Below are 25,813 nucleotides of genomic sequence, written 5' to 3' on the forward strand. Positions count from 1 at the left end.
TCAATTGTTGCCGTAGAACATCTTGGCGCTGCCGGGCTGATAGCCCGCACCCGGCGTCAGGAAACGGCGACGCTGTTCGCGCCCCTGTTCCGCGGCGGCGGCGCGTTCGGCATCGCTGAGCGCCTGCGCCCGGCCATTGGCGGCGACGACGGCGGTGAGATCGGCAAGCTGCTGGGTCTGAAGCGCGAGAAGCTGATTGCCGGCCTGCGTCGCCTGAAGCGCGCCGGTTGCACCCTGACTCTGGCCGACCAGCGCCGACATCTGCGCGCGGTTGGTGTCGATGTTGCTGACGACGCCTGCTTGCACGCGCATGGCGTCCTGCAAGCCGCCCACCGTGTTCTGCCAGCGCGAACGGGCGTCGGCGACAAGCTGCTGATCCGTGGCCGACAGCGAGATGTTTCCATATTTCTGCTGGAACATCTGGTCGATCTTCTGAACGTCAAAGGCGATGTTCTGCGCTTGGGCGAGAAGTTGCTGGGTGCGTTGGACCGACTGCTGAATCTGTTGCAGCGAGGAATATGGCAGGCTCGCCAGATTGCGGGCCTGATTGATGAGCATCTGCGCTTCGTTCTGAAGCTGTGTGATCTGCTGGTTGATCTGCTGGAGTGCGCGGGCGGCCTGAAGCACGTTCTGCGCATAGTTCGATGGATCGAACACGGTGATGGCGTAAGCCGGCGGCGCCAGCATGGGTGCGATGGCGACGGGCGCAAGGAACAGCGCGGCGGTGAGCCGCGCAATACGGGAACGACGCAGTTTCATGGCAGTTTCTCCAGGTTGGTGAGGTCGGGAATGAGGTCGGCCGCCCAATCGACGCCGCGATGGCGGAGCCAGGCGTCGAGGAAGCCATCCGGGCCGTGTTCGGCGAGAAGCTGGGCGATGGCGGCCTGATCGGTCTTGGACGACGCGGCGCACAGCGACAGCGCCACGTCGCTGAGGCCAAGGTCGAACAGGCGGTTGCCGCGCCGGGACTGGCAGTAGTAATTGCGCTTCGGCATCGCTCGCGCGATGATCTCGATCTGGCGGTCATTGAGGCCGAAGCGGCGATAGATGGCGGTGATCTGCGGCTCGATCGCCCGTTCGTTCGGGAGCAGAAGCCGGGTCTGGCAGCTCTCGATGATGGCGGGCGCGATGGCGCTGCCGTCGATGTCCGACAGGCTTTGCGTGGCGAAGATGACGGAGGCGTTCTTCTTGCGCAGCGTCTTCAGCCATTCGCGGAGCTGGCCGGCGAAGCCCTCGTCGTCCAGCGCCAGCCAGCCTTCATCGACGATGATGAGCGTTGGCGATCCGTCGAGCCGGTCTTCGATGCGGTGGAACAGATAGGCGAGCACGGCCGGCGCGGCGTCGGTCCCGATCAGCCCTTCCGTCTCGAACGCCTGAACGGTGGCCGTGCCGAGATGTTCGTTCTCGGCGTCAAGCAGGCGGCCCCACGCGCCGCCAACGCAATAGGGCCGTAGCGCCTGCTTCAGGTCATTCGACTGGAGCAGCACGCAGAGTCCGGTGATGGTTCGTTCCCCGACCGGTGCGGAGGCCAGCGAGGTCAGCGCCGTCCAGATATGTTCCTTCACCTCCGGCGTGATGGTGACGCCCTCGCGGATCAGGATGGCGACGATCCAGTCCCCGGCCCATGCCCGCTCGGCCGTCTCTTGGATGCGAGCGAGCGGCTGAAGGCTGACCGATGTTTCCGAGCCATCCGTTAGCCCGCCGCCGAGGTCGTGCCAGTCGCCGCGCATGGCGAGCGCCGCGGCGCGGATCGAGCCGCCGAAATCGAAGGCGAAGACCTGAGCGGCTTTGTAGCGGCGGAACTGAAGCGCCATCAGCGCCAGAAGCACGGACTTGCCTGCGCCGGTCGGGCCGACGACGAGCGTGTGGCCGACATCGCCGACATGGAGGGAAAACCGGAACGGGGTCGAGCCTTCGGTCTTGCCGAAGAGCAGCGGGGGCGCTGCAAAATGCTCGTCCCGTTCCGGCCCCGCCCACACCGCCGAAAGCGGGATCATGTGGGCGAGATTGAGCGTGGAAATCGGCGGCTGCCGGACATTGGCGTAGACATGGCCGGGCAACGATCCGAGCCAGGCGTCCACGGCGTTGATGGTCTCGGCCATCGCCGTGAAATCGCGGCCCTGAATGACCTTCTCGACCAGCCGCAACTTTTCATCGGCTGTGCGCGGATCGGCGTCCCACACCGTCACCGTCGCGGTGACATAGGCGATACCCGCATAGTCCGCGCCGAGTTCCTGTAGCGCGAGATCGGCATCCGCCGCCTTGTTCGACGCATCGGTATCGACCAGCGCCGACGCTTCGTTCGTCATTACTTCCTTGAGGATCGCGGCGATGGATTTGCGCTTGGCGAACCACTGGCGGCGGATTTTTGTGAGGAGCTTCGTCGCGTCGGTCTTGTCGAGCAGGATCGCGCGCGTGCTCCATCGATAGGGAAAGGGCAGACGGTTCAGTTCGTCGAGAAGGCCGGGCGTCGTCGCCGTCGGGAACCCGGTGATGGTCAGGACGCGCAGATGCTGGCTGCCAAGGCGTGGCTCCAGCCCGCCGGTCAGCGGCTGATCGGCGAGCAGCGCGTCGAGATAGATCGGCGTTTCGGGGACGCGGACGCGGTGCCGGTGCGTGGATACGCAGCCGTGCAGATAGGTCAGCGTCTCGCCGTCATCGAGCCAGCGGCATTCGGGCATGAAGGCTTCGATCAGGCGGAGCAGCCGGTCGGTGCGGTCGGCGAAGGCGCCCTGAACCTCGTTCGGATCGATGCCGGCCTTCTCGCGTCCCTCGTAGAGCCAGGTTTCGGCGCGGGCTGCGTCTTCAGCCGGCGGCAGATAGGTGAAGGTCAGGAAATAGCTGGACTCGAAATGCGCCCCGGCCTCCTCGAAATCCGCCTTGCGCTCGGCATCGACCAGCGCGGAAGCGGCGTCGGGAAAGGTGCTGGCGGGATAGATCGCGGCCGGATGACGCTGCGCTTCCACGAAGATCGCCCAGCCCGAACCGAGGCGGCGGAAGGCATTGTTGAGGCGGCCGGCAACGGCGACCAGCTCGGCGGGCACGGCGCTGTCGAGGTCCGGTCCCCGGAATCGGGCGGTGCGCTGGAAACTGCCATCCTTGTTGAGGACGATGCCGGTGCCGACCAGCGCTGCCCAGGGCAGGAAGTCGGCAAGCCGGCTGTTGCGATTGTGGTATTCGGCGAGGCTCATCATCGCTGCGTTCCCCTCAGACTGTGAGATGCGCGGGGATGCGCAGATGGCGGCGGCCGACATCGACGAAGAGCGGGTCGCGTTTCGCCGCCCACACCGCCGCGAAATGGCCGATCGCCCAGATGGCGAGACCGACCAGCCAGAGGCGCAGGCCGAGGCCGACCGCGCCTGCCAGCGTGCCGTTCATGATGGCGATGGCGCGCGGAGCGCCGCCGAGCAGGATCGGCTCGGTCAGCGCCCGGTGGACCGGCACGGTGAAGCCCGGAACCTCGCTCCCCTGTTCGACGACGCCCGCCATCAGACCAGCGCTCCGCCGCCGAACGAGAAGAACGACAGGAAGAAGCTCGATGCCGCGAAGGCGATCGACAGGCCGAACACGATCTGGATCAGGCGACGAAAACCGCCCGACGTGTCGCCGAAGGCCAGTGCGAGACCCGTGGTGATGATGACGATCACCGCGATGATCTTGGCGACCGGGCCTTCGATCGACTGGAGGATGGATTGCAGCGGAGCTTCCCACGGCATGGACGAGCCGGAGGCATGGGCGGGCGCTGCCATTAACAGGCTCACCATGGCGACGGATGCCGTCGTGGCGAGGTGATGGTGCATTTGGGACGGACGCACGGCGCGCAGACGTTGGATCATGGATGGTCTCCTTCGGAGCTGGGATTGAGGGCATGGCTGAGAGAGGTCGCACCGCCATCGCCCTCGATGACGGCGGGCGCGACGCGGTAATCGCCGTCCGGGCCGAGGCCATCGACACGGGCGAGTTCGGACAGCCGGCGCGCGGAACCGCGCCCGGTGAGGACGGCAACGAGATCGATCGTCTCGGCGATCAGCGCGCGCGGAACGGTGACGACCGCTTCCTGAATGAGCTGTTCCATCCGGCGCAGCGCGCCGATGGCGCTGCCGGCGTGGATCGTGCCAACGCCGCCGGGATGGCCGGTGCCCCATGCCTTCAGGAGGTCCAGCGCCTCCGGGCCGCGCACTTCGCCGACCGGGATACGGTCGGGGCGCAGGCGCAAGCTGGAGCGGACGAGGTCCGACAAGGACGCCACGCCATCCTTGGTGCGCATGGCGACGAGGTTCGGCGCGGCGCATTGCAGTTCCCGCGTGTCCTCGATGATGACGACGCGATCGGAGGTCTTCGCCACTTCGGCCAAGAGGGCATTGGTCAGCGTCGTCTTGCCGGTGGACGTGCCACCTGCCACGAGGATGTTGGCGCGGGATGCGACGCCTGCACGCAGCGTCTCGGCTTGGCGTGCGGACATGATCCTGGCCTGGACATAATCGTCGAGCGTGAACACGGCGACGGCGGGCTTGCGGATGGCGAAGGCCGGCGCCGCCACCACGGGCGGCAGCAGGCCCTCGAACCTCTCCCCTGTCTCCGGCAGTTCAGCCGAGACACGCGGAGCGCCGGCATGAACCTCGGCGCCCACATGATGGGCGACGAGGCGGACTATGCGTTCCCCATCGGCGTGCGACAGTCGCTCCCCGGTGTCGGACAGTCCTTCGGAAAGTCGGTCGATCCAGATGCGCCCGTCCGGGTTCAGCATCACCTCGACGACGGCGGCGTCTTCGAGAAACCGGGCGATGGCTGGGCCGAGCGCGGTGCGCAGCATCCGCGCGCCCCGTGCCAAGCCTTCCGATTTGTGATGTGAAACGGCCATCTGATCCCCGTGTCCGCCGGGGAGAACTCAGACGACCCCCGGACGGGGATGATTAAAAGAGCCGGAAATTAGGCTGATTCAACAAGTATCTAACACCCGGCGGCCATAGCGAAGAAACGGCGGTAATCGGCGGGATTGAATACTGCCGCCGGTGGCCACTGGACTTCGGCTATTCTGGATCGGCGGTCCCGTCACGGCGTGAGTCGATGTCGCGCGACAGGTCTTTGAGGAACCGATCGCCTGTCGCAAGCCGCCGGCCCAGTGATTGCAGGAAGCCCTCGAACCGTTCCGCACCCTTGGCTCTCGCCGACGCCTGCGAGCTGTCAGGCAGTGGCGGTGTGACGGTCAGCCAGAAGCGAATGAACAGCGACAGCGTTTCGCCGATAATGGCGACATCCTCGTCCAGCGCGTCGATCTGGCGACTGATCTTGTCCATGCGCCGGGCGAACACCGCCTCCAGCCGCTCCGACGCATCGGCCGACAGGAACGACGCCACGGCCGCTTCGATCACGGCGGATTTGGAGATGTTTCGGCGAAGCGCCAGCGCCTCGACCTTTTTCAGAAGCTCCGGCTCGAAATAGACGTTCATGCGGGTCTTGGTCTGCATGGCCGTCACCTCAAAGTTCGATGCCGTCGGCAGGGTCCATCGTCGCCTGCCGGGCGACGGACGTGACCTGCTGACGAAGGCTGCGCGCCTTGGCGGCGTCCACATCGGGTTCGTCGTCCAACACGTCGAACTCGTGCCCGGCGGGACGTTCCGGCTGCGCGATCTCCTCATGTTCGGGCAATTCCGGTTCGCGACGGATGCCAGCGTTTGCAGAGTCAGTGCTGACGCCCGCGGTGCTGCCCTGCGCTGCGTCTGCTGATGCAAGGGGGATCGTCAACGCTGACCAGTCGTCGGCCGGCAGCGTCGATCGCTTCGGGCTCGCGGGCTTTGGCGGCGGGAGAAGCCGCTCCCTGAACCGGAAATCCTCGTAATAGCGCGCCTTCTTCGCCCGGACCGGCGGCACGCCCGCGACCAGCAGCAATTCGTCGGTGGGCGGAAGCTGCATCACCTCGCCGGGAGTAAGCAGCGGCCGGGCCGTCTCCTGCCGTGAGACCATGAGATGCCCCAGCCAGGGCGACAGCCGATGGCCGGCATAGTTGGTGGAATCGCGCATTTCGGTCGCGGTGCCGAGCGCATCAGACACGCGCTTGGCGGTCCGCTCGTCATTGGTGGCGAAGGCGACGCGCACATGACAGTTGTCGAGCACGCTGTTGTTTGCGCCATAAGCCTTCTCGATCTGGTTGAGGCTCTGCGCGATCAGAAAGCTCTTGATGCCGTAGCCCGCCATGAACGCCAGCGCGCTCTCGAAGAAGTCGAGCCGACCGAGCGCCGGAAACTCGTCCAGCATCAGCAGGAGCCGATGGCGATTGGCGGATGTGTTGAGGTCTTCGGTCAGGCGGCGACCGACCTGATTGAGAAGAAGACGGATGAGCGGCTTCGTGCGGTTGATGTCGGACGGCGGCACCACGAGGTAGAGGCTGACGGGTCGTTCTCCCGTAACCAAATCGGCAATGCGCCAATCGCAGCGCGCCGTTACTTTCGCCACCACGGGATCGCGATAAAGCCCGAGGAATGACATCGCTGTGGAAAGCACGCCTGAGCGTTCGTTGTCGGACTTGTTCAGCAGCTCGCGCGCCGATGACGCGATAACGGGATGAATGCCGGCCTCGCCGAGGTGTGGCGTGTTCATCATCGCGCGCAATGTCGCCTCGACGGGGCGCTTTGGATCGGAGAGGAAGTTGGCGACGCCGGCGAGCGTCTTGTCGGCTTCCGCATAGAGGACGTGAAGGATCGCGCCGACCAGCAGCGAATGGCTGGTCTTTTCCCAGTGATTCCGTTTGTCGAGCGCGCCTTCGGGATCGACCAAAATGTCGGCGATATTCTGCACGTCGCGGACTTCCTTATCGCCGCGCCGTACCTCCAGCAGCGGATTGTAGGCCGATGACGCAGGATTGGTCGGATCGAAGAGCAGCGTCCGGCCGTGACGCGAGCGGAAGCCTGCCGTCAGCCCCCAGTTCTCTCCCTTGATGTCGTGAATGATGGTGCTGCCGGGCCAGGTCAGCAGCGTTGGAACGACGAGACCAACGCCCTTGCCGCTCCGCGTCGGCGCGAAGCACAACACATGCTCCGGCCCGTCATGGCGCAGATAGTCGCGATCAAGCCGGCCGAGCACCACGCCGTCCGGGCCGAGCAACCCGGCCGCCCTGATCTCCTCCGGCTCCGCCCATCGCGCCGAACCGTAGGTCGCGACGTTCTTCGCCTGCCGCGCCCGAACAAGAGAAAGTCCGATGGCGACGGCGATGGAGATGAAGCCGCCGGAGGCAGCGATGATCGCCCCCTCGACGAAGATGGAGGGAGCATATGCGTCGTAGAAATACCACCACCAGAAGAAGGCGGGTGGATAGTGGATCGGCCAGCCCACCACGATGAACCATGGTTCGCCGAGTTGAGCCTGAAAGCCGAGCCGCCAAGCCGTCCATTGCGTCGCCGTCCATGTGGTCAGAAGGACGATGGTGAAAACGACGGCGACCTGGCCCCAAAGGATCTGACCTCCACGCATACAAGCTCCGATCGGCAAGAGAGACGGAGCCGATCAGAGAATAAGCCTTCGGGCGACAAGCAACAGAAAAGATCAGGCATCGGGCTATAGGATACCATGGCGAAGAAATAGGACGGTCAGAACCGCGCCGGATTCGACGCTTTACCTGTCCCCGACACGTAGGCGTCGATAACGCTGAGAAGATCAGCAAGGATGCGCAGCGACTCGTCCACATCCGGCAACGGGTGATGCAAGGGCTGCGGATAGCGAAGGCTTGCAGCGCATGGGGTTTGTCGAGCATGTCGATGAGCGACACGAAATCTCGATTATCGAGAGGGTGCAGGCCGCCGCCGACAGCTCGACGACAGCACCGCTCCAATCCATGCCCCATCAACATGAGATACTCTTCGTCTTTTCCCTGTAAGCTAAGTGCCGCCTTCAACGAGAGTTCGATGGCGTGCGCGAAGAGATGGAAGAACGGTAGGCGAACGGCATCTAGCGGGGCGGTGCATCGCCTCAGTCGGTCGGCCGCTTCTCCATACGCTTTCGCCAAGGAGAGATATTGCAGGTTGCGACCGAGTTCGGCGGTCCGGTCGCCCCCGACTATCAAACGCGATCATCCGACGACGGTCGCGCGTCGATCGCGGCCTGTTCAAGAATCTTGCGGTAGCCGGTCTTCGTCATCCACTGCGCGCGGGCGAGATGACTTTCCCAGCAGGCGCGGGTGCGATCGGTTTCGGCGACCGGATCACGATGCAGCACGATTCGCGCCACCTCCGTCCAGTCCGCCTTGTCTGCCTCGGCGTCAAGCAGGCGCATGTAGGTCACAAAATGTGCCTCGTCATAGGTCGTGATCTCCGGCCCGGTCGGAGCGAGATCATCGACATCGGGGTCAAGCTCGGGTCGCACCCGCATTGCACGGCCCTCCTTCGGACCTCTGGCTCATCAGAATCCTGAAATGGGATAATCCTGAATCAGGATTAGCGGAACAGCTCCCCTTTTTCAACGGAGAGCCTTCCCGAATGCAGAAATCCTTGCGCACGCCCCGACAAATACTTCTGCAATCTCTGCTTGTCGAAGCGCGCAAGGCCAAAGGACTTACACAGGCCGAGTTGGCGACTGCGCTGGGCAAGCCGCAATCTTTCGTCGCCAAGTATGAGAACGGCGAGCGGCGGATTGATGTTGTAGAGTTCGTGGACATTACTGCGGTCCTGGGCGTGTCCACCGCCGATCTCCTGGCCAGAATTGAGCCGGTCGCGGCCATGTCGCGCCGCTCCGGCGAGTGAATACCACAGGCAAGGACGAATCGGAGTGATCGTTCCTGGAACGATCATTCCTGCGCTGGTTCCTCTCGCGCCATGGATCTCAAGGAGGTCATGGCGGTCAACCTGCGTCGGACGCGTCAAGAACATGACGCAAGAGGAACTGGCTGATCGCGCCAGCCTGAGCGCCCGCTATATCGGCGCAATCGAACGCGCGGATGTGTCGGCCAGTGTTACGGTGTTGGGGCAGATTGCCGATGCGCTCGGAATCGAACCGGGCGAGCTTCTGAAATCGTCAGACGGATCGCGCTGACCGGCTCATTTGGATTGCCAGATCGAGCATGTTCCGGAGCGCCGGGCTACGGTTGTGCGGTGACCATACGGCGCTGAATTGAGCTTGCTTCGTCTCGTCGGCGATCGAGCGGAACACGACGCCCGGAAACTGGACATGGGTCGTGGCTTCGCTGGTCAGCGTAATGCCGTCACCCGCTGCCACCATGTGCATCAGCGTGTCTCGGCCGACATCGAAACGATGGATATGCGGGGACCGCGCCCGCTCGACGACGCGGTGCACGACGTGATCGAACACTTGGGGGCCTGAACCGCCGTCGCGGACAAGAAAGGTTTCCGGTGCAAGATCGGCCCAGGTGATAGCCAGCGATGAGACCAGTGGGTGCTCCGCCGGCAAAGCGATCACAAGGGGTTCTTGCCAGAGTTCACGGGAGTGGCAGTCCGGGGCTTCGACCGCGCCAACGACAAAGGCGACATCAAGCTTGCCGTCGCGCACCAGGGCGATCGTCTCGGAGGATCGGCCCTCCATGATGGCTTGCTCGACTTTCGGATAGGCTGCACGAAACCGGCTGCGCAGATCGGCAAGAAAGCCGAAGGCGATGGAGGTGTGCAGCCCGATGGCGAGCCGACCCTCTCCACCATTGGAAACAGCACCCGCGGTCCGCACTGCATAGTCGAGATGGTCGATACCGGCCGATACTTCGGCGATGAACCGTCGCCCGGCTTCGGTCAGCCGCACGCCGCGATGCCGTCGCTCGAACAGAACGATACCAAGCGCCTCTTCCAGCGCCTTGATCCGGGCGCTGACGCTCGACTGCGTAACCCCTAATACATTCGCAGCATGACGGAAGTTCAGGACGTCGCCGACGACAACCGCATGACGAAGCGCAACGAGTGGAATTTGCCCAAGCTGAGCTTGGGCAAATTCGGTTGACTTGTTCCGGGTCCGTGCGCTTCGCCGCATCTTACGTCGTCTCGTCGGCTTCGGAGTGCATCGGTTAAGCCTCGCTTGCCGCGGGCCTGACCTCACCCCGGCTGTGATGCGCTTCGCGTTTGTCGAGATAGCCGCTCCACAAGGTCAGCAGCAGGCCGACGCCGACCATGATGGCGCCAACCCACGGCGTAGCACCCAGTCCCAGGCGGGAGTCGGCCACCGTTCCACCGATGAAGGCGCCAAGCGCGATCCCGGCATTCGCAGCCGACACGTTGATGGTGGAAGCGATATCAACGCTTCCGGGCCGATAACGCATGGCAAGCTGCACGACATAAAGCGCCAGACCCGGAATGTTGCAGAACATCAGCGCGCCGAGCACGCCGAGCGTCAGGATCGAACCGATCATGGACGGAGCTGTGAAGGCGAAGATCAACAGCACGGCCGCCTGCGCGCCGAGCATCAGCACCAGCGCCGGCACCACCGCCTTGTCGGACACCCGACCACCGAGGAAGTTGCCGACGATCACCGACACGCCGTAGAGGGCAAGCATCCAAGCCACGCCATTCGGGCTGAAGCCCGTGATGTCCGCGAGGATGCTGGGGAGATAGGCGAAGGCGACGAACGTGCCGCCCCAGGCGCAGAAATTCATGCCGAACGCCATCAGCAGCCGCCCGCTACCGAGCACCTTGATCTGGTCCATGAGGCTTCCTGCCGGCGCGATGTCGATCTTCCGGGGCAAGGTCGCCGCCATGGCGACGAACGACACAAAGCCCACTGCCGCGACGAACCAATAGGACATGGGCCAGCCGAAGCGCTGGCCGATGACGGTGGCTATCGGCACGCCGGCCGCGACCGCGATCGACAGGCCACCGAACACGATCGCCACCGCCGAAGCTCTTCGGTCTTCCGAAACGAAACTCGCGGCGATGGCCGCGCCAACGCCGAAGAAGATGCCGTGCGGCAGCGCAGTGACGACGCGCGCGGCGATGAGCACCTCATAGCTGGTGCTCATCGCCGCTGCTGCATTGGCGACCACGAACAATGCCATTACCGCCAGCATCAGCGTCTTGCGCGAAAGGCTTCCCGTCAGGGCTGCGAGGATTGGCGACCCAAAACTGACCCCCAACGCATAGCCGCTGATGACCAGCCCGGCACGTGCGAGATTGACCCCGAAGTCATCGGCAATCTGCGGGAGAACGCCGACGCTCGCATATTCGGTGGTGCCGATGGCGAATCCGCCGACCATCATCGCCAACAAGGCGGGCAGTCTGTTCGTGCTCGTACTCAAAGGGAATCTGCCTTCTCGGGTTGGGCCGCGGCCGCACGCGTGGCGCTGGGGTCAAAGGTCGGGTAGTCGGTGTAGCCATGGGCATCGCCGCCGTAGTGGGTGTCGCGGTCGGCTTGTGCGAGCGGCCAGCCGTTGCGAAGCCGGGCGACGAGGTCCGGGTTGGCGATGAAGGGCTCGCCGAAGCCGGCGATATCGATCAGGCCATTGGCGATGTGCTGTTGGGCTCGCTCGCGCGTCATGCCGCCGGCAAGGATCAATACGCCTTTGAAACGACCCCGAAACCGCACGAGAAATTCCGAAGGGATAGCTGCGCTGCCCCGCGATTTCTGGTCCATGAGATGGACGTAGGCGATGCCGCGCGTCGACAGTTCGTCGGCTAGGTGGAGATAGGTTTCCTCGATCTCGGGATAGGCTCCCATGTCGAAGAGCCCGCCGAAGGGAGACAGCCGCACCGCGGTCTTCGCCGCGCCGATCCCGGCGATGACGGCGTCGATCGTCTCAAGCAGGAAACGGGTGCGGCCTTTCAGCGTGTCGCCGCGATAGGCATCGGTGCGGTCGTTGACGAGCGGATTGATGAATTGTTCGATCAGATAGCCGTTCGCACCGTGAAGCTCGACGCCATCGAACCCCGCCTCGACCGCATTGGCGGCAGCCTTGGCGAAATCGTCGATTACCCCACGCACTTCCTCGGTCGAGAGTGCTCGTGGTCGGGAGACATCGACAGGCCCCGCAGAGCCGTCTCCGCGATACCCCCATGCCTGGGAGTTGGCGGCGATCCTGTCGGTCGAACTGACCGGCGCGATCCCGCCAGGCTGGTTCGAAACATGGCTCACACGTCCGACGTGCCAGAGCTGGGCGAAGATCACGCCGCCTTCTGCGTGAACCGCTTCGGTGGTCTTGCGCCAACCGGCAATTTGCTCGTCGGTGTAGATGCCCGGGATGAACAGAAAGCCTTCGGCCGCGCGCGAAATCGGCGTCCCTTCGGTGACGATCAGGCCGGCGCTGGCGCGCTGACGGTAGTAGGTCGCTGTGAGATCGTCAGCGATCCCGTCGCGCGTCCGCGCCCGCGTCATGGGGGCCATCGCGATGCGATTGCGCAGCGCCAGGTCCCCGCGCTTAAACGGCTGAAACAGCTCACTCATGGACGAATTCCTTGTCAGGGCTGGGACGTGGACCGGCTGCCGTCTTGCCGATCCTGGGCAGGATCTCGCGGGCAAATTCGTCGATCACCTCTGGCAGCGGCCGGCGGCAGGGCCGCAGCAGCACGGCCAGATGATCGACGCCTGCGCCGTGAAGGTGTTCAAGGTGGTCGAGGAACGGCTTGCGGCCGATGCGCGCGCCGAACCGGCGGGGCGTCGGCAACTCGTCGGGATCATCGGCAAGATCGAGATGAAAGGCGCTGATGAAGACGCCGCGATCGAGGCCAGCGGCCGCTCGAAGCCGGCGGAACTCAGCCGCCTGCGCCGCCATCCGATCGAGATTGCCGGGATAGACGAAGCGCCCATCCATGTTGCCAGCAATCCACTCGTCGGATTGCCGACCGTTACCGGCGATGATGGTGGGAATGGTTCTTCGCGCAGGCTTAGGGAGCAGGTCGAGTTCGGCGGCTATGCGTCCGTCGCCGAGCGGCAAGCCGCCGTCTTTCCAGGCGTCGCGCATATAGGCGAGGTTCTGGCGGAAGGTCTCGCCACGGCCCTCGAAGTCGATACCGAGCAGCGGATACTCCACGGGCCGGTCGCCCGAAGCGAGGCCGAGGATCAGCCGGCCGCCCGACAGGTGATCGACGGAAGCGGCGGCCTTGGCCACCATCATGGGATGGCGGAGCGGCAGGACGATGCCTGCCGTGCCGAGCGCGACATGCTTCGTGACCCCGGCGAGGAAGCCCAGATTGACGAAGGGATCGTAGATCGAGCCCGCGTCGCCGAAGTTCCTCGGGTCGAAGACGGGGACGTCGCGCATCCAGATCGCGGCGAAGCCCGAAACGTCGATTTGCCGGACCAACTCCGGGTAGGGAGAAAGGTCGGGCACGCCGTGCGGGCGTCCGTCCGCGATGCGGCGCGCTTCACCCTCCGGCGACCAATCGTTATCGAGCGGAAGTTCAATGCCCAGTGTCAGTTGGCCGGGACGATTAATCAGACCGAGTGCGGTCGTGTGGCGGGAATTCGTATTCATGCTCACACCGTAACCACTCGTCATTCATTCGATAATCCGCTATTATGGAACGTCAGTGGTGAAATGAATTCGTGAGTGAGGATGAGTGGCCATGAACAATCGTGCCGGAGAGATGGAGGTGTTCGTCGAGGCCGTTGATCGCGGCAGCTTTGCCGGCGCAAGTCGGGCGCTCGGCCTGTCGCCTTCGGCCGTCAGTAAGGTCGTTGGCCGCATCGAAACCCGACTTGGGACAAACCTGCTGATCCGTTCGACGCGCTCGCTCAGTCTCACGCAGGAAGGCGAGATCTACCTGCGGCGTGCGCGTAATGTGCTGGCCGAGATTGACGATACGGAGCGCAGCATCACCTCGGGATCGTGCTCCACACCGCGCGGCCTGCTTAGGGTCAACGCCTCGGTGCCCATTGCTCACTGCGCGATAACACCGCTCCTGCCAGCTTTCCTCGCCCGCTTCCCCGAGATCGAAATCGACCTTTCGCTCGATGACGGCATGGTTGATTTGATCGAGAATCGAACAGACGTGGCAATCCGCGTCGGGCCGCTGCAAGATTCCGGCCTCAAAGCCCGGAAGCTATTGGAAAGCCGTTATGCCGTCGTCGCCGCTCCCTCTTATCTGAAAAGCGCTCCGCCACTGCGGACACCGGCCGACATCGCCCAGCATCAGTGTATCGGCTTCAACTTCCGGCGCTCGATGCACGAATGGCCGTTCCGTCAACGTGAAGACGATACAATGACCTACACCCCGCTTCGCGGGCGGATGCGGGTCAACAATGGCGAAACCGTCCGAAGGCTTGCTCTCGCCGGCATGGGATTGGCTCGCTTGGCCCGATACCATATCGAGCCGGATATCGAGGCGGGTTCGCTAGTGGCGGTGCTTGAGGATTTCAATCCCGGCGACATCGAGCCCGTTAGCGCTGTCTATGTCGGCCATGAGCATCTTGCTGCACGTATCCGTGCGTTCGTCGATTTCCTCGCCGAGCATATGGCGGTCGGTTCGAAGGCATCAGCTTAGATGCCCAATCCCCGCTGCCGCCCCAACTGCCACGACACCGATCCGCCCTGCATGATGCCCGCGACCTCGCGCCCGAGCTGACGGTCGATGACCGGCCGCCACGGGACAAGCGTGAACTCCTGGGACTTTTCGACGATGGCGAACTTGCCGCTCGATAGCTGCACGGTCCCGGTGAAGGTGCCCGCGACAGTTTCGCCATCGGCGGCAGCTCGGAAAGGCTTTGCTCTCTCCTGCGCCAGCGCCGCGCCGGTGCGGGCCACTTCGCGCTCCTGAAGCGTGGCGATCAGATTGCGCCGATAAACGATGCGACCGTCCGTCTGACGGATGGCATCGCCCCGGTCGATCAGAGTCTCGCGTCGCCGCTCCATCGCCTCGCGGACCTGCTCGCCGAACCCAGCCGCCGACAGGTCCGACGCGCCCGTGCCGACCAGCCGCCGATCGAGCCAGGTCGCGCCGTCCGATCCAATCTGACGCTCGAGGTCGAAGGTCGAAAGGATACGGATATTGGCACGAGCATTCCGACCGGCGTCATAGGCGGCGGCGCGCACCTCGAAATCCTCCGGGATGCGCCATTGATCGGCGTCGATCCGCTCCGCAATCCCGGCCCGCCGCAACGCTTCCAGGCGACGGACATGGGCATCGACGAAGCCCTCATAGTCCCCACCCGGCACACGACCATCGAACCGGGCCTGCTCCAGATGCCGGCTCGGCCGATAGATGCCATCCTCGGCCATACCGGCGATGGCCCGATCGGATGGACGGACGGCGCTATCGGGTGGCCCGATCTCGATGACGCTGCCGATCCGAGCGTCTTCGACGCGGGCCGGGTCGATGCCGGCGACATGGTGCGTGCGTCCGTCGATGCCATCGACCACCAGCGTCAGGCTCTCCCCAAGCTCGTCGGTAAGATGCTTGTCGATGACGCGGCCGACGATTGGCCTTGCAGGCGCGGCGTCATGAATCTCGAAGCTGATCGGATCGCGCTCGGCGCCCTCGGTCCGAAGCGCCTTCTGCATGGTGCGGATAATGTCGCCCCGCTCGCCCATATCGCGCATCGTCGGCTCCAGCCGTTTGCTCAACTCCCAGACGCCCGGTGCGTGTTCGGTGGCAAGACCCATGTCGCCAAGCTTGCCGAGACGGCGCAGCCGCATGGTCCGATCGGACTGGCCGCGCAGATCGTCCGGTTCATGGCGCAGGTCGATGAAGCGGTCATCGGCTTCGGCGATCATCGCCCGGTCGATACGGGTGAGCCGGTCCTGGTCGATCTCCGCCATGAGCTTGCGGCGCTGCTCGATCTCGGTGACGGGACCAAGTTCCAGCGTCGCCAGTTCGCTCGCCCGCTCGCGGATGCCGCCCGCGAGATAATCGCCATTGATGACGAGATCCTCGCCCAGGGCGTCGCGGCCATTGACGATGACATGGATATGCGGATGGCCGGTGTTGTGGTGATTGACCGCGACCCAATCGAGCTTGGTCCCGAGGTCGGCCTCGACCTGCGCCATCAACTCGCGAGTATAGCCGGTGAGGTCCGCGAGATCGGCGGCGTCTTCGGGCGAGACGATGAAGCGGAACTGGTGGCGATCGTCCTTGCCGCGATCGAGGAAGGCATCGCCATCGGCGCGATCCTCACCCGCTGAATAGAGCCGGCCGCGCTCGCCATTGCGGGCGGTGCCGTCCCGCTGAATATAGCGCAGATGCGCGGCGGCCTTACCGCTGCAACCGGCGGCGCGAACCGACCGCGATTTGACGATGACGCGGCGACTGCCGGGCTGGCGATGGCTCCAGCCGTTCGACAGATTGCGGGCACGCACGAAGGCCGCTCCGCGCCCGCGCTGGACGCCCCGGCCGGAGGCGATAATGCTCTTGCCCTTGGCGGCACGACTGGAGCCGCCACCCTTCGCCGACCGGCTTCGGCCGGAAGCGGCCTGCTGCTGGCGCGTGATCTTGCGAACCTTGCTGAGGAAGCTCTTGGCCTGGCTCGCCTTCGGCGCGTCGGAGCGCACGCGGCCGGGCTTCGGCCGGAAGCGGTTGTCGTCGTCGCCGCTCATCGACAAACGGCCCAAAATCGGTGATTTTGGGGAAGAGTGCCGCGAGAAACGCGGCAAATACTGGCTTTTCCGCGCCTCGCGGCACCATGAAGGCGCGGCGACGGTGCCGCCCCAAACAGCGTGCAGACAAGGGCTTGGCCCCCGGATCGGACCCATAGGGTGCCGTCCGCTTTAATCTTGCCCTCCCGCCTGCCTCCGCGTTCTGCCCCTCCAGCCCAGGGATGAGACTGCCGCCAGCCCCATCCCCTGCACACTGAAACCCGCCGCGCGATGCCGCCGACCACGATGCTCATGGTTGCGGCCCGGTGCTCGCCCGCGCGACGAAGAGGCCACCGGATTGCGGCACGATGGCGGAAACATCGCGTACCGTCGCGGGCACGTCATTCGAGGGACGATCGGCCTGTACAGGATCGGCAACGGACGCGCGATCCGGCTGCGCGATGAACAACGGCGCGCGGGTCCATGCCAGCGGATCGGCGGCCGCGACTATGACGGGCGTAACGATCGCGTTTCCGTCGATGACCGGCGCGATGGCGGCGACATAGGCGCGGGTCTCGGCCGGCAATGGCCGACCGGAAAGTGACGCCTCATAGCGTCCGGGACCGGCATTATAGGCAGCGAGCATGGCGGTGACGCTGCCGTAGCGGTCGTGCAGTTCGCGCAGATAGGCGGTGCCGGCAAGGATGTTGTCGCGCGAGTCGTAAACGTCGCCGCCGAGCCGGTGCCGGACGCGCAGTTCCGCCCATGTAGCGGGCATGATCTGCATCAGCCCCACCGCACCGGCCGAGGAGATGGCGCGCGGATCGCCTGCGCTTTCGGCGCGCAGCACCGCCCTGATCCATGCAACCGGGACGCCGAAGCGCTGCGAGGCTTCCGCGATATGGGCGGCATAGGGATCAGCGGATGCGGTGCGTTCCGTCAGTTGGGTCTGCGCCACGGCAGCGGCGGGCCAGGTGGAAGCGAACAGCACCGCTACCATCAGGACCGCGTGTCGGACCTGTGCGCCTTCTCCGCTGCGACGCCAGCCTGCCAGCGTGCTCGCTGCGGTCAAGGGTGCGCGCGAAGCGCCGGCCAATGGCCGCCCTTGACCTTCGCTGCGCGCGCTGGCCGACCTGCGTTCGAGCGGGACGAAGGGATGAGACGGCTTTCCCGCGAACAAAGGGATGATGGATCGGAACGAGTTCGTGCGCGCGATCAGGCTGACAGTCGGCATGTGTCAGTCCCTCCCGTCGCGCTTTTGCGGGCGGCTCCAGTGCAGCGACCATGCGCTGCCGGCGTCGTCGTCGCGGAACAGGTTGGCGCGGATCGGCTGCGGTAAAGCGGGATCGTCGATCAGCAACGCGATGTATTCGCCCGCGCGCTCACCAGTGCGTTTCCAGCCCGCGCCGATTTCCGGACCTTCGTCATTGCCGTGGTGGATACGGTAGTCCGGGGCGTTCTCGGTGTCGGATGGCTCGGCCGGAATGACGGTGACTTCGCGGTAGATGGTGAAGGTGTGAATGCGGCCGGCAAAGCCGGATTCCTCGCGCGTGAATGTGCCGATCTGCGGCATGGAAACCTCCTTGGGGTTGCGATGGTGGGGAAGAGCGCGGCGGTCAGCGCGTCGCCGCACGCCAGACGAAGCGGCCGTCGCCGTCCTCGTCGGTGTAGATCGGCGTCGCCTTGCCGATGACAGTGCGCGCCGGGATCGGGCCGAAGTAACGGCCGTCCAGGCTGTCACGCACGTCAGGATTCATCAGGAAGATGTCGCCATCCGCGATGCGCCGGCAGCCATGCCAGACGGGCAGTTCGCGGCCGTTCCGGTCGCGGTCGAGTGCATTGCCTAGCGGCACGGCGTCGACGGTCACGGCGTTGTCGGTACGGCAAACCCGTTGACCGGAGAGCCCCATAACCCGCTTCATCAGCGGCACGTCGCGGCCGATATAGCCGCGCTCTACCATGAAATCGGCAAGCGGCTTGTCCGGCATGACGGCGACCAGATCGCCAACAGCCAGGTCGCGTGGAGGATCGAGATCGTAGAGACCGATCGGCACGCTGGCGGAGGCGTTCCAGACGAGACGCAGCGGCGTTGGGATAAACGCGGCGATTGCGACGCCCATCGTCGCAAAGTACGTCACCATGACGTAGCCGAAGCGGGTCATTGCTCGATCTCCCGCCGCTTGAGCCACGCCCGATGACGATCCACCGTGTAGGGGCGCGGCGCATGGCCAGCGCCGATCCGGTTGCCGACATGTCGCCAGTGGTCGGGTGCCACTTCACAGGGGTCGATGCCGGCGGCCTCCACCGCGTCGATATGGCGGAGCACCTGTTCGACCTTGGGCCAGCCTTCGATCTTCAGGAGGATGTCACCGCCGGGGCGCACGAAAGGCAGCGTCTGGTACGCTTCGCCCGGCTCCACGACGCGCACGATGTCGATGCGCGAGATGATGGTGCCGAAGTCGTTCGCCGCCCAGCGGACGAAGGCGAAGACGCTGCCGGGGCGATAGGAGAAGACGCGGCGGCGGCGGTCGAGAACCTGTTCGTGCGCCTCTCGACCGAACCTGATCCAGTTCTCGATCCGCTTCTCGATATGCGTCATCTCGACATGGGTAAGGCTGTCGGCTGGCAGCGCGGACGGCATGGAGCCGCCGCGCGCGCGGGGCACCGCTGCGCTCGTCATGATAGGTCTCCTTCGGTGGTTGGGGGAAATTCGCGCGCGAGCAGATCGCGCAGCATGTCGGCGACGGTGACGCCGCGCCGGAACGCGGCGATCTTGATCCGGCCGCGCAGGTCCGGCGTCACGTCGATGGTCAGCCGCGCGGTGAAGCCGCTGGCATCGCTGTTACGCGGGGGAGCATCGTACGCCTTGATCCAATGCTCGGGATCGGCGGGTCTTGATGCGAAGCCGCGGCGGGACGGTCGCTCGCTCATGGCGACGCCCTCCCGATGCCGAGGACGCCGATCGCCGCTGCCAGCGCCGCGATCTCGCGCGCGGCGGGCGTGTCATCGTCCAGTTCGGACACCAACCGTCCCGACTGTGCGGCGGCGGCAAAGGCGATGCGCTGACCTATGGTGGCGGTAAGCACCGGCGGATCATGCTCGGCCAGTGTCTCGGCCGTCTCGCGGGCGAGCACGGTGCGCGCACCACAGCGATTGAGCACGAAACGTGCGACCAGTTCGGGCCGGTAGATGCGCGCCTCGGTAACGAGCGCCAGCATTTCGGCCGATGCCCAGCCGTCGAGCGGCGATGGCTGCACGGGGATCAGCACCAGGTCGGTGGCGAGCAGCGTCGAGCGCATCAGGGCAGCGACACGCGGCGGACCGTCGATCACGACATGATCGGCGTCACGGGCCAGCTCCGGCGCTTCCCGGTGCAGCGTGTCGCGAGCCAGGCCGACGACGCCGAATGTGCGCGCGAGACCTTCGCGGGCGCGCTGTTGCGACCAGTCCAGCGCCGAGCCTTGCGGGTCCGCGTCGATCAGGGTGACGCGCTTGCCCTGCCGCGCCCATTCTCCGGCGAGGTTCAGCGCCAGCGTCGTCTTCCCGACGCCGCCCTTCTGATTGAGAAGCGCGACGATCATGGCGCACCTCGCCGGGTGGCACCGGCACCGTGCCTCGCGGGCGCGCGCGTCAAAGAAGAAGAGTTAGATTCTTTGTTAGACTCTAAGTTAGCGGTCGGATTCCGCCGTTCGGGCCAGAGACTTAACTGTGGTTCGTGCGCCCGAAATCCCGATAGTCCTGCGCCCGAAGTCCCGATACCGTTTGCGCCCGAAGTCACGAGTGTTTCCACAGCGCTATCCACAGGCACTGTGGACAAGCCGGAGGGGCGGATTTGCATCATCTCCCGTCGCCCTTCGCGCCAGATGTCGAGGCGATAACCGGGCAGCGGCTGGCGGGCGGCGATGCGGCGCAGGTCGAGCGCGAAATCGGAGATGCGCGCGAGGCTGCCCGACTTCTCGTGCAGATGGACGACCTCGAACAGCCAGCCATGCTGCTGGCGGCCGGCGTGCTTGCGGGCGACGCGATAGAGCCAGCGTTCGATGCCGCCGGTCAGCCGGAAATAGAGCGGGTCGATGGTCAGGACCAGCGAGCGGTCGATGACGCCGCGATAGAACCAGTCGGGCAGGACGAACTCCATGCCCTCGACGCGGCCGTCGCGGGTGGTCAGTTCCTCCCACTCGTTGATCCAGGAGAATTGGTGCCGCCGCCAATGGTCGCCGTTTCGGATGGTGGTACGGATGACGGTCGATTGCAGGCGGGCGAGCGCGCCCTTCAGCAGGCGGTATTCGCGTGCGCCGGTGGCGCGGCCGATCGCCTGCAAGAGCTGATAGGGCGTGAAGCGCAGGAAGCGCGACGTGCGCAGGCCGAGATTCTCGGCCTCGACGATCTGGCTGGCGGCCCAGATAAGCACGTCCGCATCCCAGATGGTGGCCATGCCGTGTTCGGGCATCCCGAAGACTTCGACGCGCTGGCCGCCGGATTCGTAAAGGATCGGGGCGACCCGCTTGGCCTTACCCAGCGAGAAGAACGGCCGCTCCATGAGGTCGCGCTGATCGCGTGGGGATGCGTCGCCGGTGGCGACGACGAACGGGTCGAGCCGCTCGCGCTCGCTGCCTCGTGCGAAGCGCCCTCTGCCGGATGAGACATCACCCGGCATCTCAGCGTGACGCCTTTTCGGCGGGTGTCAGCGGACGGGCCGGGAAAACGCGCGTGGCGGTCTTCTCGGACGCGGACTTGCGGATGCCGTCCTCGGTCCACGCCTGAAGGTCATCCACGGAGTAGACGATTCGCCCGCCGATCTTGCGGTAGATCGGGCCGGTGCCGTAGGTGCGGTGCTTTTCCAGCGTACGGATGGAAATGCCGAGGAAGCGCGCCGCATCGGGCGCGCGCAGGTATCGGGGCGGCAGCCCCGTCTTCGGATCTATCATGATCGGATCTCCGGTCGGGTTCGAGCGGGCTACCGGTGGCGGCAGCGGGCTGTGGCGAACCGTGGCGGAGAAATGGCGGCTTGCAGCGTGCCGGATTTAAGGGGGTGCGATTCCGGCACCCCGACCGATTGCTACGTCTTCGGCAGCGCGATGGTGGTTAGCGCCAGTATGCGGAATGGATGGGATAGCGAAGCAAGTCGCGGTAGCCGCCCCGCATGTAGCGCAAGCCGTCGGCAACCAGGCGGCGTGTCTGGTTCTTGCGCGAATCTGCTTCCCAGTCGGCTTTGGTGCCAGAGAAGCCAAGGAGCGTTTCGGCGATCTGCCGATAACTTGCGCCTTCAAGATGGCCGTCGAGCGCGCGCAGGACCAGAATGAACCGATCGCGCGTCTGCTGTGGCAGGACGCGCGGTCCCTCACCGATGGACCGATCAGACAGGGCGCGCCAGATGCGCAAAAGCGCCTCGGCGCGAAGTTCCAGCAGGGCATCGAGGGGCAGAACAACGCAATAGGTCGCTCGACCGTCTGGCGGCGGTTCCGCAAGCCAGAACTGATGGCTCAAGTCAGTCGATTGCCAAAGGCCATGCCATCCTCCGTCAACGTCCGGGCGAGCATCGAGGCCGGACAGGCCCGGCAGATCGATCGGCATGGCGGCGGGATCGTCGCCGACTATGGTGGTACGCCGAAGCTCGATGGCCTCAGGCAGCAGCGCGGGCATCCAGAACAACGGAACGTCGCCCGCTGGCTGGTGCGGATCGGCCGGGAAATCGCAACCCCCAGCGCTCGGAGAAGCTTCTCCGGGCGGCGGCTTGGTGTTGAGGAAGAGTTTTCACGCGATGAAAGTCACGATGATAATCATCATCGCGGCGGAGAAATTCCCAGGCAAAGCCGGCGGTGGAGATGCTTTTCGCATGTCCGTAAGCGGCCGGCGCGCGCCAATCAGAACTCGGCATGGCGTCACCTCTAATCTTGCGCCGCCTCGCGGCGCCAGAAAGAAGAAAGGTGAACAACCTCAGATATATTTTGCAGATATTGTTTAGAGATACGTTGATCGTTCAACGCGATCAATATTGGTTAAAATTTTACTATCAGAATAGATGTTCTCTGGCGAGCCGGCGTGCCCGGCGAGCCGCTTTTTGCGCAGCAAGTCCGCCGATCCGCAAAAGCGGATCGGCGCGAAATCGGAAATCCGATGTTGCGCAAAGGCAGAAAGCCGTAGAACCGGAGTGGCGGTTCTACGGCTTTGCGATCAGGCGGTTTTCAGGCGCTGCATTCCCTCGGCCAGCGTCCACAGGGCTCGGTTCAGGCCGACATTCTGGTCGATGCCGTTGATGGCGCGTGTCTGGCTGCGGCGGATACGGCCGTCCGACATCTGGCGGCGTCCGCTGAGTCCACCCCGGATGAGATTTTCCTGAATGACATTGAAGGTCTGCCACAGGCTTTGCCCGACATCCTCGCGGCGGCGCGGTGCGGTGATTTGGTCTGGACGGACTGGGCTTTCCTCCTCGCCATAGCGGGCGACAAGGCTGGCCTCCGCCAACACCTGCTGTTCGGCCTGCGACAACCGGGTTTCCTTCATGCTCTCCGTGGCGTCGATCAGGCGCGGGAAATCCTCTGCCACCGTATAGACGCCCTCGATGATCTGATCCTGTATCCCGCCCTTGTGCGGAACGCGGACTTCCTCGAACCGCTCGCCCGCGATCATTGAATTGGTGCAGACGAAACGCAGCACGCCCGCGAACATCTGATAGGCGCTGGTCCCGTCATGCGAATTGACGATGATGACTTCCGCCGCCTCCGGCTTGCCGATGCCATCGTCCCGACGCAGGCGCAGCATGTGCTTGGCGTGACCCATGCGCTCGCCATCGCGCGGAACCGCCTGCACGGCGAAGAACGGGAACCATCCTTCCCGGCGCAGCCCCTCAACGATCTCGATGGTGGGAACATAGACATAGCGCTCCGAACGGCTGTCATGGGCTTCGCGGGCGAAGATGGACGGGACGTGTCGATAGAGGGTTTCGTTGTCGAGGGCTTCGCGCCCGCTGATCTGGTGGGAGTTGCGGCCGAACCGGGTGGCGAGGCTGTAGGTCATGATCTTGATCCTCATTGGCTTGGGTTGGAGCGCAGCGCTGCGCTGCAACCCTGGCCGTCGCCGAGACCGGGGGGTGCAAGGAGCAAGGGCGGCCGGGCCGGAGGGGGATCACCCGGCCTGCACGGAACGGAGGAACGACGTGGAGGAAGGCTGGGGATACCGGCCCGGTCGAGCGTCAGCGATCCCTTGCGCCGCGCCAGGGGGCAGCGCCCCCAAGCCAACCGCCCGTCGTGAGCCTCAGCGGGAGCCGGGCACAAAGCTGGATCAGGATGTGCATGGCCGCTGAGACTGAAAGCCGCATATCCTGATTGCCGTATTCCCTTCAGGACGGCGGATAAGCATGACGAAGCCCCGCGCGCGGCGGGGCTTCGTCAGCGATGTCCGTTTTCAATCACCGTTGCGGCGGGACCAGATCAGATTGTGGCTTTCGCCGCTCTCGTCCTCGACCAGGCTGGCGTAGATCGGGGCCGGAAAGCTCGGATCGTCCAGCTTGACCGAGAGATATTCGCGGCCAGTCTCGCGGGCGGTTTTCTTCCAGGCTGCACCGAACTCGACGGATGGGCCGGCGATGATGCGGTAATCGGGGCCGCGTTCGCTTTCGCCTTCGATGGGGACGAGCTTGGTTTTGACGCTGAGGGTCAGGGTTTTGACCGTGCCGGTGAAGCCCGCGCCATTGTCGTTCTTGGTAAAGGTGCCGATGGTCGCCATTGTCGTTACTCCGTTCCACGGGCCGCGCCTATCGCGACCTCGATGGTGGTCGTGCGACCGGAGACGATCGGCCCGCACCCTTCAGGGCTGGAACGCAGTGAAAGGCGGCCGGCGACGGACGTTGCGGGAAATCGATCGAGGCGAAGCCGGTCTTCGGTCAGACCCATGCCATTCGAGGGCGCCGTGGGCGCGGCCCTGCAGAAGGAGACGTGACCTTGGCGATGAGGTCCGTTGTCCGACGCGATACACGCCATGAACCGACAGATCGAGATCCGACGTTCAGGCGTCGGATGGCCCGGCCACGCTTTGGCGGGAACGTGCAGACTGCCGCGGCATCCTCCGTTCACGCGATACGGTGTGCTGAATGCTCGCCGCCGGGCCGGCTTTGCAGTTCAGTCGGTCGGGCTGGGCGACCCGAGCGCCCATACTAATTTCAGGGCCGTGATCGGGAGACACGGGAAAGTCTCGCGGCAGGTCGCGCCGCAACGGTAATTGAAATATCTCCGAAGATGCCACCTCTCGTGCAAGGCTTCGTGTTGTCAGCGCGATTCTCGCGTTAGCGATCGAAGTCGGACGGCGGAAACGCGCCGGTGGGCGTGGTGCCGGCGCAGCCGAGAGCGCGGCCCGGAGGGCAGCGCTAGGAAGCGGTGGGCGGGCTCATCTCCCAATCCAGCCATATTCTACGAAAGGATGTTGCTTCTTGAAGAAAGGTCTTGTCGTGATTTCCGGCTGCTCAGGCGGCGGGAAATCGACCCTGCTGACTGAGTTAAAGGGGCGCGGTCATGCGGTTGTAGAGGAACCTGGCCGCCGCATCATTAGCGAGGAACTGGCCTCTGGCGGAAGCGCGCTGCCGTGGCTCGATCTGGCGGCGTTTCTGCGCCGCGCCATCGATATGGCGCTGGCTGACTGGGCGGCTGCTGCGGATCGTGACGGATGGGTATTCTTCGATCGCGGTCTCGTTGACGCCGCGTCGGCGCTGGAGGCGCTGACCGGCGATCCGGTCATGCGCTCCCTTTGCGCCACGCACCGCTACTATCCGCGCATGTTCATGGCTCCGCCTTGGCCGGAGATTTATGCGAGCGATGCGGAGCGCAAGCATGGCTTCGACGCAGCGGTGACGGAGTATGATCGCCTGATACATGCGTTCCCGGCCTTGGGCTATGAGGTGATCCCGCTGCCGAAGACGCCGACAATGCAGCGCGCGGATTTCGTGTTGACGTCTCTCGATGGAGCTATCGGGAAGGACCGATAGACACAGCCGCAAGCCGCATCACTGCCGACAGGCCGGTGGCGCCGCCCCCCATCACGCAGAAGATGACGCGCCAGATTTCGGATGGCACAGCTTCTCGCGTGACGCCATGGACAAGCGCGTAACCTGCGATGGCAGCGGGAGCGGCGAAGACGAGCGCTACGATCAGGCGCAGAATCGGCGTACGCACCACCATGAACATGGCGATCAGCAGGCCATAGGCGGCGGCACCCGCTACCAGCCCGACCACGCCCGCACCGATCAGTCCGGAGCCGGAGGCGTAGGCCCATCGCGCTGCCTCTACGGCGATCATGAATGGCAGCGCATAGACGGCGAGCGTATAGGCCAGAACGCAAAGACCGGCGACCAGTGCGACGGCCATCAACATGAGCACGAACATCGCGAGTTCC

At 64.8% G+C, this 25,813-nt stretch carries 30 protein-coding genes; 5 read left to right on the forward strand and 25 right to left on the reverse strand.

What is annotated here, in order from left to right; all coding sequences use genetic code 11:
- From trbJ to MOK15_RS13965, 7 genes are all read right to left on the reverse strand, one after another.
- Positions 1-759, reverse strand: a complete 759-nt coding sequence (gene trbJ, locus MOK15_RS13935; RefSeq protein WP_242932161.1) for a P-type conjugative transfer protein TrbJ — start codon at positions 757-759, stop codon at positions 1-3.
- Entirely contained in the window at positions 756-3,194 is a 2,439-nt protein-coding gene (gene trbE / locus MOK15_RS13940) for a conjugal transfer protein TrbE (RefSeq protein WP_242932162.1), read from the reverse strand. The genes trbJ and trbE overlap by 4 nt, the downstream gene beginning before the upstream one ends.
- 13 nt (positions 3,195-3,207) lie before the next feature.
- Positions 3,208-3,489, reverse strand: coding sequence for a VirB3 family type IV secretion system protein (locus MOK15_RS13945; protein WP_242932163.1), 282 nt, complete (start codon positions 3,487-3,489; stop codon positions 3,208-3,210).
- On the reverse strand, positions 3,489-3,800 hold the full coding sequence (locus tag MOK15_RS13950; protein ID WP_242932763.1) for a TrbC/VirB2 family protein: 312 nt from the start codon (positions 3,798-3,800) through the stop codon (positions 3,489-3,491). The genes MOK15_RS13945 and MOK15_RS13950 overlap by 1 nt, the downstream gene beginning before the upstream one ends.
- 32 nt (positions 3,801-3,832) lie before the next feature.
- Positions 3,833-4,861, reverse strand: coding sequence for a P-type conjugative transfer ATPase TrbB (gene trbB, locus MOK15_RS13955; RefSeq protein ID WP_242932164.1), 1,029 nt, complete (start codon positions 4,859-4,861; stop codon positions 3,833-3,835).
- Positions 4,862-5,030: 169 nt separating this feature from the next.
- Positions 5,031-5,468: a CopG family transcriptional regulator gene (locus MOK15_RS13960; protein WP_242932165.1), complete on the reverse strand. Its 438-nt coding sequence runs from the start codon at positions 5,466-5,468 to the stop codon at positions 5,031-5,033.
- Positions 5,469-5,478: 10 nt separating this feature from the next.
- Positions 5,479-7,467, reverse strand: a complete 1,989-nt coding sequence (locus MOK15_RS13965) for a conjugal transfer protein TraG (RefSeq protein ID WP_242932166.1) — start codon at positions 7,465-7,467, stop codon at positions 5,479-5,481.
- Between the two features lie 262 nt (positions 7,468-7,729).
- Between MOK15_RS13965 and MOK15_RS13970 the strand changes: the two genes are divergently transcribed.
- Positions 7,730-7,870 carry a hypothetical protein gene (locus MOK15_RS13970; protein WP_242932167.1) on the forward strand — a complete coding sequence of 47 codons (141 nt, stop codon included), beginning with the start codon at positions 7,730-7,732 and terminating at the stop codon, positions 7,868-7,870.
- Positions 7,871-8,052: 182 nt separating this feature from the next.
- Here the strand turns inward: MOK15_RS13970 and MOK15_RS13975 are convergent, their stop codons facing one another.
- Positions 8,053-8,361 (reverse strand): DUF2285 domain-containing protein, encoded by a 309-nt coding sequence (locus tag MOK15_RS13975; RefSeq protein ID WP_242932168.1) that lies wholly within the window; start codon positions 8,359-8,361, stop codon positions 8,053-8,055.
- Between the two features lie 107 nt (positions 8,362-8,468).
- On the opposite strand from MOK15_RS13975, the gene MOK15_RS13980 reads away from it, so the two are divergent.
- Both MOK15_RS13980 and MOK15_RS13985 read left to right on the forward strand, forming a co-directional pair.
- Entirely contained in the window at positions 8,469-8,732 is a 264-nt protein-coding gene (locus MOK15_RS13980) for a helix-turn-helix transcriptional regulator (protein WP_242932169.1), read from the forward strand.
- 124 nt (positions 8,733-8,856) lie between these two features.
- Complete coding sequence (locus MOK15_RS13985) at positions 8,857-9,021, forward strand: helix-turn-helix transcriptional regulator (protein ID WP_242932170.1); 165 nt, start codon at positions 8,857-8,859, stop codon at positions 9,019-9,021.
- Here the strand turns inward: MOK15_RS13985 and MOK15_RS13990 are convergent.
- Genes MOK15_RS13990 through MOK15_RS14005 form a run of 4 tightly spaced genes read right to left on the reverse strand, consistent with a single transcriptional unit; the run spans position 9,004 to position 13,393 of the window.
- Entirely contained in the window at positions 9,004-9,963 is a 960-nt protein-coding gene (locus MOK15_RS13990; RefSeq protein ID WP_242932171.1) for a LysR substrate-binding domain-containing protein, read from the reverse strand. The genes MOK15_RS13985 and MOK15_RS13990 overlap by 18 nt on opposite strands.
- A gap of 34 nt (positions 9,964-9,997) precedes the next feature.
- A complete protein-coding gene (locus tag MOK15_RS13995; protein ID WP_242932172.1) occupies positions 9,998-11,221 on the reverse strand; it encodes an MFS transporter in 1,224 nt (407 codons plus the stop codon).
- Positions 11,218-12,363 (reverse strand): alkene reductase, encoded by a 1,146-nt coding sequence (locus MOK15_RS14000; protein ID WP_242932173.1) that lies wholly within the window; start codon positions 12,361-12,363, stop codon positions 11,218-11,220. The genes MOK15_RS13995 and MOK15_RS14000 overlap by 4 nt, the downstream gene beginning before the upstream one ends.
- The gene (locus MOK15_RS14005) at positions 12,356-13,393 is read right to left on the reverse strand and encodes a TIGR03571 family LLM class oxidoreductase (protein WP_242932764.1); all 1,038 of its coding nucleotides are present in this window, start codon (positions 13,391-13,393) and stop codon (positions 12,356-12,358) included. Before MOK15_RS14005 ends, MOK15_RS14000 begins: the two co-directional genes overlap by 8 nt.
- A gap of 91 nt (positions 13,394-13,484) precedes the next feature.
- Between MOK15_RS14005 and MOK15_RS14010 the strand changes: the two genes are divergently transcribed.
- On the forward strand, positions 13,485-14,402 hold the full coding sequence (locus MOK15_RS14010) for a LysR family transcriptional regulator (RefSeq protein ID WP_242932174.1): 918 nt from the start codon (positions 13,485-13,487) through the stop codon (positions 14,400-14,402).
- On the opposite strand, the gene MOK15_RS14015 is transcribed toward MOK15_RS14010, so the two are convergent.
- The 12 genes from MOK15_RS14015 to MOK15_RS14070 all read right to left on the reverse strand — a co-directional run bounded on the left by MOK15_RS14015 (position 14,399) and on the right by MOK15_RS14070 (position 24,154).
- Positions 14,399-16,450: a DUF3363 domain-containing protein gene (locus tag MOK15_RS14015; RefSeq protein WP_242932175.1), complete on the reverse strand. Its 2,052-nt coding sequence runs from the start codon at positions 16,448-16,450 to the stop codon at positions 14,399-14,401. The genes MOK15_RS14010 and MOK15_RS14015 overlap by 4 nt on opposite strands.
- Before the next feature lie 289 nt (positions 16,451-16,739).
- A complete protein-coding gene (locus tag MOK15_RS14020) occupies positions 16,740-17,429 on the reverse strand; it encodes a lytic transglycosylase domain-containing protein (RefSeq protein WP_242932765.1) in 690 nt (229 codons plus the stop codon).
- A gap of 237 nt (positions 17,430-17,666) precedes the next feature.
- Positions 17,667-18,002 (reverse strand): DUF736 domain-containing protein, encoded by a 336-nt coding sequence (locus tag MOK15_RS14025; RefSeq protein ID WP_242932176.1) that lies wholly within the window; start codon positions 18,000-18,002, stop codon positions 17,667-17,669.
- A gap of 43 nt (positions 18,003-18,045) precedes the next feature.
- Positions 18,046-18,591: a S26 family signal peptidase gene (locus MOK15_RS14030; RefSeq protein WP_242932177.1), complete on the reverse strand. Its 546-nt coding sequence runs from the start codon at positions 18,589-18,591 to the stop codon at positions 18,046-18,048.
- Positions 18,588-19,109, reverse strand: a complete 522-nt coding sequence (locus MOK15_RS14035; RefSeq protein ID WP_242932178.1) for a DUF2840 domain-containing protein — start codon at positions 19,107-19,109, stop codon at positions 18,588-18,590. The genes MOK15_RS14030 and MOK15_RS14035 overlap by 4 nt, the downstream gene beginning before the upstream one ends.
- Positions 19,106-19,360 (reverse strand): hypothetical protein, encoded by a 255-nt coding sequence (locus MOK15_RS14040; protein ID WP_242932179.1) that lies wholly within the window; start codon positions 19,358-19,360, stop codon positions 19,106-19,108. The genes MOK15_RS14035 and MOK15_RS14040 overlap by 4 nt, the downstream gene beginning before the upstream one ends.
- The gene (parA, locus tag MOK15_RS14045; RefSeq protein ID WP_242932180.1) at positions 19,357-20,010 is read right to left on the reverse strand and encodes a ParA family partition ATPase; all 654 of its coding nucleotides are present in this window, start codon (positions 20,008-20,010) and stop codon (positions 19,357-19,359) included. The genes MOK15_RS14040 and parA overlap by 4 nt, the downstream gene beginning before the upstream one ends.
- Positions 20,007-21,086, reverse strand: coding sequence for a replication initiator protein A (locus tag MOK15_RS14050; RefSeq protein WP_242932181.1), 1,080 nt, complete (start codon positions 21,084-21,086; stop codon positions 20,007-20,009). Before MOK15_RS14050 ends, parA begins: the two co-directional genes overlap by 4 nt.
- 1 nt (position 21,087) lies before the next feature.
- On the reverse strand, positions 21,088-21,357 hold the full coding sequence (locus MOK15_RS14055; RefSeq protein WP_242932182.1) for a helix-turn-helix domain-containing protein: 270 nt from the start codon (positions 21,355-21,357) through the stop codon (positions 21,088-21,090).
- A 157-nt stretch (positions 21,358-21,514) separates the two neighbouring features.
- Positions 21,515-22,072 (reverse strand): DUF2285 domain-containing protein, encoded by a 558-nt coding sequence (locus tag MOK15_RS14060; RefSeq protein ID WP_242932183.1) that lies wholly within the window; start codon positions 22,070-22,072, stop codon positions 21,515-21,517.
- Positions 22,073-22,603: 531 nt separating this feature from the next.
- The gene (locus MOK15_RS14065; RefSeq protein WP_242932766.1) at positions 22,604-23,449 is read right to left on the reverse strand and encodes a DUF932 domain-containing protein; all 846 of its coding nucleotides are present in this window, start codon (positions 23,447-23,449) and stop codon (positions 22,604-22,606) included.
- Positions 23,450-23,833: 384 nt separating this feature from the next.
- Complete coding sequence (locus MOK15_RS14070) at positions 23,834-24,154, reverse strand: DUF736 domain-containing protein (RefSeq protein ID WP_242932184.1); 321 nt, start codon at positions 24,152-24,154, stop codon at positions 23,834-23,836.
- A gap of 700 nt (positions 24,155-24,854) precedes the next feature.
- Between MOK15_RS14070 and MOK15_RS14075 the strand changes: the two genes are divergently transcribed.
- Complete coding sequence (locus MOK15_RS14075) at positions 24,855-25,406, forward strand: AAA family ATPase (protein ID WP_242932185.1); 552 nt, start codon at positions 24,855-24,857, stop codon at positions 25,404-25,406.
- Here the strand turns inward: MOK15_RS14075 and MOK15_RS14080 are convergent.
- Positions 25,387-25,803, reverse strand: coding sequence for a hypothetical protein (locus MOK15_RS14080; protein WP_242932186.1), 417 nt, complete (start codon positions 25,801-25,803; stop codon positions 25,387-25,389). The two genes, MOK15_RS14075 and MOK15_RS14080, sit on opposite strands and share 20 nt — an antisense overlap.
- Between the last annotated feature and the right edge of the window lie 10 nt (positions 25,804-25,813).

Origin of the sequence: Sphingobium sp. BYY-5, from assembly GCF_022758885.1 — a bacterium.
GTDB lineage: Bacteria > Pseudomonadota > Alphaproteobacteria > Sphingomonadales > Sphingomonadaceae > Sphingobium.